The organism is Streptomyces sp. NPDC045431, assembly GCF_040646655.1.
GTDB lineage: Bacteria > Actinomycetota > Actinomycetes > Streptomycetales > Streptomycetaceae > Streptomyces.
This window is the reverse complement of record NZ_JBEZAQ010000026.1, coordinates 1-12391: the sequence shown is the minus strand read 5'-3', so window position 1 is coordinate 12391 and position 12391 is coordinate 1. Positions and strand designations below refer to the sequence as shown.

Here is a 12391-nt window from a genome sequence, read left to right as displayed (position 1 = left end):
CGTCCGAGGTCGTTTCGGACACCTCGGCGTCCGAGGTCGTTCCCGACGCCTCGACGCCCGAGGCCGTCTCCGACGCCTCGACGACGATCGACGCACGACATCCACGCACGACATCCACGAGGGGAAGCAGCAGGTGAGTATGACGGCCCCAGCCGCGGCCACCGGAACGGGTCACCCGGCTCCCGCGACACCGTCCGGCGGCGGAACGGGATTCTGCCGCGTCACGGTCGTCGCGCCCGACGGCCGCGTCGACGTGGCACTGCCCGAGGACATCCCGGTCGCCGACCTCTACCCCGAGGTCCTCAGGCTGTCCGGCCAGAGCCCCGCGCCCGGCGCCCCCGTCGGCTACCACCTGGTGCGCCGCGACGGCACCGTGCTCGACAGCGCGCGCTCGCTGGCCGCGCAGCGCATCCTCGACGGGGAGCTGCTCTCGCTGCGCCCCTTCGCCGAGTCGCTGCCCCCGGCGGTCTTCGACGACGTCGCCGACGCGGTCGCCTCCGCGGTCGCCCGCGACCGCACCCTGTGGTCCGACGCCCTGATGCGCGGCGCCGGCCTCTTCGGCGGCTCGGTGCTGCTGGTGCTGGTCGCCTTCGTGCTGTGGACGGCCGACCCGCGGCACGACATGAACGGCCTGCCGGGCATCCTCGCCGGCATCACCGGCGTCCTGCTGCTCGCGCTGGCCGGCGTGCGCGCCCGGGTCTACGACGACCGCGGCTCGGCCATCGCGCTGGGCATCGGCGCCATGGCGAACGCCGCGGTCGGCGGAGCCGGCCTGCTGCCGCTCACCGCCGGGCAGGGCATCGGCAAGCTGCAGTTCCTGCTGGCCTGCGCCGCCGTCCTGGTCGTCTCCGTGATCCTGACGATCGTGGCCCCCGGCGGCGACGGCCCCTTCGTCGCGTTCGTCTTCGCCTCGGCCGTCGGCCTGCTGGTGACCTTCGTCGCCATCACCACCGAGATCACGCCCGCCGAGACCGCCGCCGTCTGCGCCCCGCTCGCCGTGGGCGCGCTCGCCTTCCTGCCGGGGCTGTCCACCCGCTTCGCCCGCCTCCCCATCGGCTTCGACCCGCCCCGCACCTCCGTCGGCGGTTACGGGGCCGAGCCCGAGAACCAGGGCCCCGTCGACGCCGAGCGCATCGCCGCCCAGGCCCGGCGCGGCCACGAGCTGCTGGTCGGGCTCGTCGGCGGCTGCGCGCTGCTGGCCGTCGGCGCCTCGGCGGTCCTCGGCTTCTCGGACAACGTGTGGGGGCAGCTGCTGGCCCTCGCCACGGGCGTCGCGATGCTGATGCGCGCCCACCTCTTCCGGTACACCGCTCAGGTCGGCTGTGCGCTCGCCGCCGGCCTCGGCTCGCTCGTACTGCTGGGCCTGGGGCTGTGCCTCAACCCGCCGGCGACCCTGATCCGCGACGCCCTGCGGGGCGACGGCACCGCGCTGGACATCCGTACGATCTGGCTCACCGCGGCGGTCGCCGCCGTGGCCGCGCTGATCGTCTCGATCGGGCTGATCGTGCCGCGCAAGGGCGTCACACCCTTCTGGGGCCGGTTCCTGGAGATCGCGGAGTCCTTCGTGCTCCTCACCCTCGTACCGCTGTGCCTGGCGGTCTTCGACGTCTACCACTCCATCCGTGCGCTGACGTCCTGACCGGGCCTGGTACGCTGTGTAACGGCCGTTTGTGTACGCGCACCCGGAGAGCCCGCTCTCTCTGGAGTGCAGCGCCCATCGTGCCTTCGCCTCCGAGTCACGGAAGCTCCCCTGAGACCAAGACCAGGGGCACTCGCAGGCGCATCGAACACCAATGAGGAGTACCGAGTGTCTCTCGACGCCGCTACGAAGAAGCAGATCATGGCCGAGTTCGGCACCAAGGAGGGCGACACCGGCTCCCCCGAGGTCCAGGTCGCGATGCTCTCCCGCCGCATCTCGGACCTGACCGAGCACCTCAAGACCCACAAGCACGACCACCACTCCCGCCGTGGTCTGCTGATCCTGGTGGGCCAGCGCCGCCGCCTGCTGCAGTACCTGGCCAAGAAGGACATCCAGCGCTTCCGTGCGCTGGTCGACCGCCTCGGCATCCGCCGCGGTGCGGCCGGCGGCGCCAAGTAAGTCGCCGTGAAGGGAGCGGTTCCCACGCTGATGGGGCCGCTCCCTTTGCTGTTGCTGTAAGCGGTGCAGGGCCTCCAAGGCCTGTACGCGTTGTGAGTGGGAATGCCAACCTGAGCCAAAGCTCAGTAATCTGGTCGCACAACGCAATAACGAAAACGCCATAAAAGCCACCAAGGCTGGCTGGGAGAGGCGCCCCTCGCCGTCGCCGGTCCTCGGTAGTGGCCCCCGGGAGGGACTCCCGGGTGCTTCGATCGAAGACCGGCCCGCACACAAGGCGCGCTTCTCCGCCCCGTCCCCCGCCACACGGGCGTCTGGGGACGCAAAGACGACAAGCAAACGGAGAAATCGCTAGTGGAGAACGAGACCCACTACGCCGAGGCCGTCATCGACAACGGCACCTTCGGCACCCGCACCATCCGCTTCGAGACGGGCCGCCTGGCCAAGCAGGCCGCCGGCTCCGCCGTGGCCTACCTGGACGACGACACCATGGTGCTGTCGGCCACCACGGCCTCCAAGAAGCCCAAGGACCAGCTCGACTTCTTCCCCCTGACGGTCGACGTCGAGGAGCGGATGTACGCGGCCGGCAAGATCCCCGGCTCCTTCTTCCGCCGGGAAGGCCGCCCCTCCGAGGACGCCGTCCTCACCTGCCGCCTGATCGACCGGCCGCTGCGCCCCTCCTTCAAGAAGGGTCTGCGCAACGAGATCCAGATCGTCGAGACGATCATGGCGCTCAACCCCGACCACCTGTACGACGTGGTCGCGATCAACGCCGCCTCCTGCTCCACGCAGCTGGCCGGCCTGCCCTTCTCCGGCCCGATCGGCGGCACCCGTGTCGCCCTGATCAAGGGCCAGTGGGTCGCCTTCCCGACGCACACCGAGCTCGAGGACGCCGTCTTCGACATGGTCGTCGCGGGCCGCGTCCTGGAGGACGGCGACGTCGCGATCATGATGGTCGAGGCCGAGGCCACCGAGAAGACGATCGAGCTCGTCAAGGGCGGGGCCGAGGCCCCCACCGAGGAGGTCGTCGCCGCCGGTCTCGAGGCCGCGAAGCCGTTCATCAAGGTCCTCTGCAAGGCCCAGGCCGACCTGGCCGCCAAGGCCGCCAAGCCGGTCGGCGAGTTCCCGGTCTTCCTCGAGTACCAGGACGACGTCCTGGAGGCGCTCACCGCCGCGGTCAAGACCGAGCTCTCCCAGGCGCTCACCATCGCCGGCAAGCAGGAGCGCGAGAACGAGCTGGACCGGATCAAGGAGATCGCCGCCGAGAAGCTGCTCCCGCAGTTCGAGGGCCGCGAGAAGGAGATCTCCGCCGCGTACCGCGCGCTGACCAAGAAGCTGGTCCGCGAGCGCGTCATCAAGGACAAGGTCCGCATCGACGGCCGCGGGATCACGGACATCCGTACCCTCGCCGCCGAGGTCGAGGCCATCCCGCGCGTGCACGGCTCCGCGCTGTTCGAGCGTGGCGAGACCCAGATCCTGGGCGTCACCACCCTCAACATGCTCCGCATGGAGCAGCAGCTGGACACCCTCTCCCCGGTGACCCGCAAGCGCTACATGCACAACTACAACTTCCCGCCGTACTCCGTCGGCGAGACCGGCCGCGTCGGCTCCCCGAAGCGCCGCGAGATCGGCCACGGCGCGCTCGCCGAGCGCGCGATCGTGCCGGTGCTCCCGTCGCGCGAGGAGTTCCCCTACGCGATCCGCCAGGTGTCCGAGGCCCTCGGCTCCAACGGCTCGACGTCCATGGGCTCGGTCTGCGCCTCCACCATGTCGCTGCTGAACGCCGGTGTGCCGCTCAAGGCCCCCGTCGCCGGCATCGCCATGGGCCTGATCTCCCAGGAGATCGACGGCGAGACGCACTACGTCGCCCTCACCGACATCCTCGGTGCGGAGGACGCCTTCGGCGACATGGACTTCAAGGTCGCCGGTACGAAGGAGTTCGTCACCGCCCTCCAGCTCGACACCAAGCTGGACGGCATCCCGGCCTCCGTCCTGGCCGCGGCCCTCAAGCAGGCCCGCGACGCCCGCCTCCACATCCTCGACGTGATGATGGAAGCGATCGACCGCCCGGACGAGATGTCCCCCAACGCCCCGCGGATCATCACCGTCAAGATCCCCGTGGACAAGATCGGCGAGGTCATCGGCCCCAAGGGCAAGATGATCAACCAGATCCAGGAGGACACCGGCGCCGAGATCACGATCGAGGACGACGGCACCATCTACATCGGTGCCCAGGTCGGTTCGCAGGCCGAGGCCGCCCGCGCCACGATCAACGGCATCGCCAACCCGACCATGCCGGAGGTCGGCGAGCGCTACCTGGGTACGGTCGTCAAGACCACCACCTTCGGCGCGTTCGTCTCCCTGATGCCCGGCAAGGACGGCCTGCTGCACATCTCGCAGATCCGCAAGCTCGCCGGTGGCAAGCGCGTGGAGAACGTCGAGGACGTGCTCGCCGTCGGCGCCAAGGTGCAGGTCGAGATCGCCGAGATCGACCAGCGCGGCAAGCTCTCGCTGATCCCCGTGATGGCGGACGAGGACGCTGCCGCCGCCGAGGGCGAGACGAAGGACGACACCGACCAGTGACGTCCCGTAGTTCGAAGGCGACGGCCCGCACCTCTTCGGAGGCGCGGGCCGTCGCCCGTACCCAAACGCTTCTGCCGGGCAAGGACGGCATCGGCACCGTCCGCCGCACCACCCTCCCCGGCGGCCTGCGCATCGTCACCGAGACCCTGCCTTCCGTACGCTCCGCCACCTTCGGCATCTGGGCGCACGTCGGCTCCCGCGACGAGACGCCCGCCCTCAACGGCGCCACGCACTACCTGGAGCACCTCCTCTTCAAGGGCACCCGCACGCGGTCCGCCCTCGACATCTCCTCCGCCATCGACGCGGTCGGCGGCGAGATGAACGCCTTCACGGCGAAGGAGTACACCTGCTACTACGCGCGCGTGCTCGACACCGACCTGCCGCTCGCCATCGACGTGGTGTGCGACATGCTCACCGGCTCGCTGATCCTCCAGGACGACGTCGACGCCGAGCGCGGCGTGATCCTCGAAGAGATCGCCATGACCGAGGACGACCCCGGCGACGTCGTCCACGACCTGTTCGCCAAGACGATGTTCGGCGAGACCCCGCTGGGCCGCCCGGTCCTCGGCACCGTCGACACCATCGAGGCGCTCACCGCGGACCGCATCCGCCGCTTCTACAAGAAGCACTACGACCCCACCCACCTGGTCGTCGCCGCCGCCGGCAACGTCGACCACGCCACGGTCGTACGCCAGGTCCGCCGCGCCTTCGAGAAGGCCGGCGCCCTCACCCGCACCGACGCCGCCCCCGTCGCCCCCCGGGACGGCCGGCGGGCCATCCGCACCGCGGGCCGCGTCGACGTCGTCAGCCGCCGCACCGAGCAGGCCCACGTCGTCCTCGGCATGCCGGGCATCGCCCGCACCGACGACCGCCGCTGGGCCCTGGGCGTCCTGAACACCGCCCTCGGCGGCGGCATGTCCTCGCGCCTCTTCCAGGAGGTCCGTGAGAAGCGCGGCCTGGCCTACAGCGTCTACTCGTACACCTCGGCCTTCGCCGACTGCGGCCTGTTCGGCGTGTACGCGGGCTGCCGCCCCAGCCAGGTCCACGACGTCCTCAGGATCTGCCGGGACGAGCTCGACCGGGTCGCGCACGAGGGCCTGAGCGACGACGAGATCGAGCGCGCCATCGGCCAGCTCAAGGGCTCCACCGTCCTCGGCCTGGAGGACACCGGCGCCCTGATGAACCGCATCGGCAAGAGCGAGCTGTGCTGGGGCGACCAGATGTCGGTCGACGACATGCTCGCCCAGATGGCCGCCGTCACCCCCGACGACGTACGGGACGTGGCGGCCGAGCTCCTCGGACAGCGCCCGTCGCTGTCCGTGATCGGCCCCCTGAAGGACAAGCAGGCCGACCGCCTCCACGACGTGGTCGCGTAACCGCACATCCGCCATGGAACCGAAGGAAGAAGTACGAGCATGAGCAGCAAGCTGCGCGTCGCGGTCATCGGCGCCAAGGGCCGCATCGGCTCCGAGGCCGTACGCGCCGTCGAGGCCGCCGAGGACATGGAGCTGGTCGCGGCCCTCGGCCGGGGCGACAAGCTGGAGACCCTCGCCGAGACCGGCACCCAGGTGGCGGTGGAGCTCACCACCCCCGACTCGGTCATGGACAACCTCGACTTCTGCGTACGCCACGGCATCCACGCCGTCGTCGGCACCACCGGCTGGACCGAGGAGCGCCTCGCCCGGCTGTCCGGCTGGCTGGAGGAGTCGCCCGACACGGGCGTCCTCATCGCCCCGAACTTCTCCATCGGCGCGGTCCTCACCATGAAGTTCGCGCAGATCGCGGCGCCCTACTTCGAGTCCGTCGAGGTCGTCGAGCTCCACCACCCCAACAAGGTGGACGCCCCCAGCGGCACCGCCACCCGCACCGCCCAGCTGATCGCCGCCGCCCGCGCCGAGGCCGGCTGCGCCCCGCAGCCCGACGCGACCGCGACGGCCCTGGACGGCGCGCGCGGCGCGGACGTCGACGGCGTCCCCGTCCACGCGGTACGCCTGCGGGGCCTGCTGGCCCACCAGGAGGTGCTGCTCGGCGGCGAGGGCGAGACGCTGACGGTCCGGCACGACTCGCTGCACCACAGCAGCTTCATGCCCGGCATCCTGCTCGGCGCCCGCCGCGTGGTCACCACCCCGGGCCTCACCTTCGGCCTGGAAAACTTCCTGGACCTGGGCTGATGCGCGCCAAGCTCACGTACTTCCTCACGGCTGCCGTCCTGGTCGTCTATTTCGTCCTGGTCGGCAGCCGTGGCGTGATGCTGATCCAGCAGGGCACCGCGCTCACCGTCACCTTCGGCTGCGCGGTGCTCATCCTGCCGGTCATCGGCGTCTGGTTCCTCTGGAAGAACACCCGGTTCGTCACCAAGGCCAACCGCCTCGCCGCCGAACTGGAAGCCGAGGGCGGCCTCCCGGCCGACGAGCTGAAGCGCACCCCGAGCGGCCGCGTCGACCGCGACGCCGCCGACGCCGTCTTCGCGCGGCGCCGCGCCGAGACCGAGGACTCCCCGGACGACTGGCGCTGCTGGTTCCGCCTCGCGGTCGCCTACCACGACGCCCGCGACACCCCGCGCGCCCGCAAGGCGATGCAGCACGCGATCGCCCTCCACGAGGGCCGGCGCCCGGTCAGTCGCTGAGCGCGTACTCCGAGCTCCACGCCATCACCCGGGCCGCCGCCCGGTCGTACGCCTCCACCCGCGCCAGGAAGTCCGCGTTGTGGTCGGTGAGCAGCGCCAGCTGCTCACCCCCCTGCCGTACGAGCACGAGGACCTGCCCCTGCACGGTGCGCGGCAGCCCGAGCCACCGCACGGGCTGCTGCACCGTCCGCACCGCGGAGATCCGTCCCCACGGCACGGTCACCGTCCGGAAGAACCCCACCCGGCGCACGCCCGCGGGGCTCACCCACGTACCCATGCGCAGCAGCCGCAGTGCGGCGCCGATCACCAGCACGGCCATCCCCAGGCAGACCGCCGCCCCGGGCAGCGCCCCGGCGAAGGCGATGATCATCGACGCCAGCAGGACGAACGAGGCGAGCAGCAGCGCCAGCGCCGCGGCCCCCACCCGCCAGGGCCCCGGCCGGTACGGACGGTGCCACTGGTCGTGGTCCTCGTAGGGGAGGGCGACGTCCTCGCCGGTGTCGAAAGCACGGTCGGCCGTCAGGAAGGGCAGGGGCACGACGGATCCTCACTCATACACACGCTCGATGGGGCTGTGCCCGGTGAGGCTACCCAGCACCTTCCGGACCGGCCACCGCAGGGTGGCCGCAGGGATTCACCGGCCCTGGGAGGCCTCGGACTGCTGCGTGTGACCCGCCGAGGGGCCGCTCTCCAGTGCGGGCATCCCGAAGAGGAGCGATCCCATCAGCCCGGCCGCGACGGTCAGCCCGATCAGCGTACGACCGGCGACCTCGGACAGGCTGGGACGCTCGCGGGGCGGAGGAGTGACGTTACTGCGGAAGCGCTCGGCCTCCGCGACGAAGGCGAACGGGACTGCCTCACGCCGGCCGAACATGTGTGAGAACCCTCCTTGAAACTCGTGACGGACACTGCTACCGGGTCAGACGCGTGAAGCAGCGGTTTGGTGCCCCTTTCGGTGCCCGAATTCCAGGGATTCATGTGCTGTCGGTGCCGCGACGTAGAGTGGGCGCCGCCCGAGCGACGCGATTGGAAGGACCCCCGCCGGTGAGCGACACCCCCGCCGAAGACCTCAAGCCCAGCTTCCGCAGCGATGTGACCGTCGAGCTGGTCAAGCACAGCGCCGCCGACTCCGACGTCCTGTGGGCGGCCCGCGTCTCCACGGCCGGCGAGCAGTCCCTGGACGAGCTGCAGAAGGACCCGGAGCGCTCCAAGGGTCTGATCAACTACCTGATGCGGGACCGGCACGGCAGCCCCTTCGAGCACAACTCGATGACGTTCTTCATCAGCGCCCCGATCTTCGTCTTCCGCGAGTTCATGCGCCACCGCGTCGGCTGGTCCTACAACGAGGAGTCCGGCCGCTACCGCGAGCTCCAGCCGGTCTTCTACGTCCCCGACACCTCGCGCAAGCTGGTCCAGCAGGGCCGCCCGGGCAAGTACGTCTTCGTCGAGGGCACCGAGGAGCAGCAGGCGCTCGTCGAGCGCACGATGGAGTCCTCCTACGTCCAGGCGTACGAGGCGTACCAGGAGATGCTCGCGGCGGGCGTCGCCCGCGAGGTCGCCCGCTCGGTCCTGCCGGTCGGCCTCTTCTCCTCCATGTACGCCACCTGCAACGCCCGCTCGCTGATGCACTTCCTCGGCCTGCGCACCCAGCACGAGCTGGCCAAGGTGCCGTCCTTCCCGCAGCGGGAGATCGAGATGGTCGGCGAGAAGATGGAGGAGCACTGGGCGCGCCTGATGCCGCTCACGTACGCCGCCTTCAACGCCAACGGCCGCGTCGCCCCGTAAACGGCGGCCCGGAGCCCGCAGGCGGGGACCCCGGCCGGGAACCCGCGCACAGGGCGCCCGAAGTGTCCGTATTGCGGCGTTCCGAGAAGTTCATCTAGGCTGATCAAACGGACCCGGCACTGCTTGAACCCCCGAGCAGGCAGTGCCGGGCTCCACCTCCCCAAGCGTCCCCCGAGGGGACCCCACGCGCTGAGCAACGAGTAGCGTGTTACCCATGGCTCCGATCTCGACTCCGCAGACCCCCTTCGGGCGGGTCCTCACCGCTATGGTCACGCCCTTCACGGCGGACGGCGCACTCGACCTCGAAGGCGCACAGCGGCTCGCCACCCACCTGGTGGACGCAGGCAACGACGGCCTGGTCATCAGCGGCACCACCGGTGAGTCCCCGACCACCAGCGACGCGGAGAAAGAGCAGCTCGTACGGGCCGTGCTCGAAGCAGTCGGAGACCGCGCCCACGTCGTCGCCGGTATCGGCACCAACGACACCCACCACTCCATCGAGCTCGCCCGTGCCGCCGAGCGCGCCGGCGCACACGGCCTGCTCGCCGTCACCCCGTACTACAACAAGCCCCCGCAAGAGGGCCTCTTCCGCCACTTCACCGCCATCGCGGACGCCACCGGCCTCCCGGTGATGCTGTACGACATCCCCGGCCGCAGCGGCGTCCCGATCGACACCGAGACGATCGTCCGCCTCGCCGACCACCCGCGCATCGTCGCCAACAAGGACGCCAAGGGCGACCTCGGGCGCGCCAGCTGGGCCATCGCCCGCTCCGGCCTCGCCTGGTACTCCGGCGACGACATGCTCAACCTCCCGCTGCTCTCCGTCGGCGCCTGCGGCTTCGTCTCCGTCGTCAGCCACGTCGTCACCCCGGAGCTCCGCGCCCTCCTCGACGCGTACCTCACCGGTGACGTCCAGAAGGCGACCGAGGTCCACCAGCAGCTGCTCCCGGTCTTCACCGGCATGTTCCGTACGCAGGGCGTGATCACCACCAAGGCCGCCCTCGCCCTCCAGGGCCTCCCGGCCGGGCCGCTGCGCCTGCCGCTCGTGGAGCTCAGCCCGGAGGAAACCGCCCAGCTCAAGATCGATCTCGCTGCCGGCGGGGTACAGCTGTAGCAACAGACTTCATAACCGAATAGCCCAACAACTGAACACAAGATCAATAACAGACAACAGCAAGTGCACGAATGTCACGCGCGCCACGTGCCCAAGCGGTACGTGGCGCGTGTGGTGAGGAGAGTCTTTTGAGTCATCCACATCCTGAACTGGGCGCGCCCCCGAAGCTGCCCAAGGGCGGCCTGCGCGTCACCCCGCTCGGCGGTCTCGGTGAGATCGGCCGGAACATGACCGTGTTCGAGTACGACGGCCGACTACTGATCGTCGACTGCGGTGTCCTGTTCCCCGAGGAGGAGCAGCCCGGCATCGACCTGATCCTGCCGGACTTCACCACCATCCGGGACCGCCTCGACGACATCGAGGGCATCGTCCTCACACACGGCCACGAGGACCACATCGGTGGCGTCCCCTTCCTGCTCCGGCTGAAGCCGGACATCCCGCTGATCGGCTCCAAGCTGACCCTCGCCCTGATCGAGGCCAAGCTCCAGGAGCACCGCATCCGCCCGTACACCCTCGAGGTCGTCGAGGGGAACCGCGAGCGGCTGGGCCCGTTCGACTGCGAGTTCATCGCGGTCAACCACTCCATCCCGGACGCCCTGGCCGTCGCCATCCGCACCCCCGCGGGCATGGTGGTGCACACCGGCGACTTCAAGATGGACCAGCTCCCGCTGGACAACCGCCTCACGGACCTGCACGCCTTCGCCCGGCTCAGCGAGGAGGGCATCGACCTCCTGCTGTCGGACTCCACGAACGCCGAGGTCCCGGGCTTCGTCCCGCCCGAGCGCGACATCTCCAATGTCATGCGCTCGGTCTTCGCGGGCGCCCAGAAGCGCATCATCGTGGCGAGCTTCGCCAGCCACGTCCACCGCATCCAGCAGATCCTCGACGCGGCCCACGAGTTCGGCCGTCGGGTCGCCTTCGTCGGACGCTCGATGGTCCGCAACATGGGCATCGCCCGTGACCTGGGCTACCTCCGCGTCCCGCCGGGTCTGGTCGTCGACGTCAGGACGCTCGACGACCTGCCCGACCACGAGGTCGTGCTGGTCTGTACGGGTTCCCAGGGCGAGCCGATGGCGGCCCTGTCCCGCATGGCCAACCGGGACCACCAGATCCGCATCGTCCAGGGCGACACGGTGATCCTGGCGTCGTCCCTCATCCCGGGCAACGAGAACGCGGTCTACCGCGTGATCAACGGCCTCACCCGCTGGGGCGCCAACGTCGTCCACAAGGGCAACGCCAAGGTCCACGTCTCGGGCCACGCCTCGGCCGGCGAGCTGCTGTACTTCTACAACATCTGCAAGCCGCGCAACCTCATGCCGGTCCACGGCGAATGGCGCCACCTGCGCGCCAACGCCGAGCTCGGCGCGCTGACGGGTGTCCCCAAGGACCACATCGTCATCGCCGAGGACGGCGTCGTGGTCGACCTGGTCGAGGGCCGCGCCCGCATCGTCGGCAAGGTCCAGGCGGGTTACGTGTACGTCGACGGGCTGTCGGTCGGCGACGTCACCGAGGTCCACCTCAAGGACCGCCGCATCCTCGGCGAAGAGGGCATCATCTCGGTCTTCGTGGTGGTCGACTCCACCACCGGCAAGATCACCGGCGGACCGAACATCCACGCCCGCGGCTCGGGCATCGAGGACAACGCGTTCGACGCGGTGATCCCGAAGATCGCGGAAGCCCTGGCCCGTTCGGCCGCCGACGGCGTCGCCGAGCCCCACCAGCTCCAGCAGCTGATCCGCCGCACCGTCGGCAAGTGGGTCTCCGACACCTACCGCCGTCGCCCGATGATCCTCCCTGTGGTCGTCGAGGTCTGACGGCCCGTCGGGCCCGACCTGGAGCGGGGCACCTCGATTTGCATCGGGGCGCCCCGCTCCAGTACGTTTACGGCTCGCCTGACCGGGAACCCGGCACATCCGTGTGCCGAGAGGGTCCCCGGAGGGGCCGGAAATACCGACTCAGAATCTCTGATAAAGTCGGTCCGGTCGAAAGGCAGCCGAAAGGCAAAGGCCCTCCAACGGCCACCGGAAACTGAATCCGAACCGGAAACGGAACGGAAAAAGAATCTGGTAAGGTTGGAGACACAGAAGGGAAGTGCCCGGAGGAAAGCCCGAGAGGGTGAGTACAAAGGAAGCGTCCGTTCCTTGAGAACTCAACAGCGTGCCAAAAATCAACGCCAGATTAGTTGATA

At 69.9% G+C, this 12391-nt stretch carries 11 protein-coding genes; 9 read left to right on the top strand and 2 right to left on the bottom strand.

What is annotated here, in order from left to right; translation table 11 throughout:
- Positions 1–139: 139 nt before the first annotated feature.
- The 6 genes from eccD (at position 140) to AB0A69_RS31370 (ending at position 7304) form a co-directional block, all read left to right on the top strand.
- Entirely contained in the window at positions 140–1639 is a 1500-nt protein-coding gene (eccD, locus tag AB0A69_RS31395; RefSeq protein WP_361429065.1) for a type VII secretion integral membrane protein EccD, read from the top strand.
- A 168-nt stretch (positions 1640–1807) separates the two neighbouring features.
- Positions 1808–2098 (top strand): 30S ribosomal protein S15, encoded by a 291-nt coding sequence (gene rpsO / locus AB0A69_RS31390; RefSeq protein ID WP_003958228.1) that lies wholly within the window; start codon positions 1808–1810, stop codon positions 2096–2098.
- A gap of 351 nt (positions 2099–2449) precedes the next feature.
- The gene (locus AB0A69_RS31385; RefSeq protein ID WP_361429063.1) at positions 2450–4678 is read left to right on the top strand and encodes a polyribonucleotide nucleotidyltransferase; all 2229 of its coding nucleotides are present in this window, start codon (positions 2450–2452) and stop codon (positions 4676–4678) included.
- A complete protein-coding gene (locus tag AB0A69_RS31380; protein WP_361429061.1) occupies positions 4675–6054 on the top strand; it encodes a pitrilysin family protein in 1380 nt (459 codons plus the stop codon). Before AB0A69_RS31385 ends, AB0A69_RS31380 begins: the two co-directional genes overlap by 4 nt.
- Before the next feature lie 39 nt (positions 6055–6093).
- The gene (dapB, locus tag AB0A69_RS31375; protein WP_361429059.1) at positions 6094–6849 is read left to right on the top strand and encodes a 4-hydroxy-tetrahydrodipicolinate reductase; all 756 of its coding nucleotides are present in this window, start codon (positions 6094–6096) and stop codon (positions 6847–6849) included.
- A complete protein-coding gene (locus AB0A69_RS31370) occupies positions 6849–7304 on the top strand; it encodes a hypothetical protein (protein WP_361429057.1) in 456 nt (151 codons plus the stop codon). Before dapB ends, AB0A69_RS31370 begins: the two co-directional genes overlap by 1 nt.
- On the opposite strand, the gene AB0A69_RS31365 is transcribed toward AB0A69_RS31370, so the two are convergent.
- Both AB0A69_RS31365 and AB0A69_RS31360 read right to left on the bottom strand, forming a co-directional pair.
- Entirely contained in the window at positions 7294–7842 is a 549-nt protein-coding gene (locus tag AB0A69_RS31365; RefSeq protein WP_361429055.1) for a PH domain-containing protein, read from the bottom strand. The genes AB0A69_RS31370 and AB0A69_RS31365 overlap by 11 nt on opposite strands.
- A gap of 96 nt (positions 7843–7938) precedes the next feature.
- Entirely contained in the window at positions 7939–8178 is a 240-nt protein-coding gene (locus AB0A69_RS31360; RefSeq protein WP_361429053.1) for a hypothetical protein, read from the bottom strand.
- A 170-nt stretch (positions 8179–8348) separates the two neighbouring features.
- On the opposite strand from AB0A69_RS31360, the gene thyX reads away from it, so the two are divergent.
- The 3 genes from thyX (at position 8349) to AB0A69_RS31345 (ending at position 12017) form a co-directional block, all read left to right on the top strand.
- Positions 8349–9089 carry an FAD-dependent thymidylate synthase gene (gene thyX, locus AB0A69_RS31355; protein WP_361429051.1) on the top strand — a complete coding sequence of 247 codons (741 nt, stop codon included), beginning with the start codon at positions 8349–8351 and terminating at the stop codon, positions 9087–9089.
- Positions 9090–9303: 214 nt separating this feature from the next.
- The gene (gene dapA / locus AB0A69_RS31350) at positions 9304–10203 is read left to right on the top strand and encodes a 4-hydroxy-tetrahydrodipicolinate synthase (protein ID WP_361429049.1); all 900 of its coding nucleotides are present in this window, start codon (positions 9304–9306) and stop codon (positions 10201–10203) included.
- Between the two features lie 128 nt (positions 10204–10331).
- Positions 10332–12017, top strand: coding sequence for a ribonuclease J (locus AB0A69_RS31345; RefSeq protein WP_361429047.1), 1686 nt, complete (start codon positions 10332–10334; stop codon positions 12015–12017).
- Positions 12018–12391 lie beyond the last annotated feature (374 nt).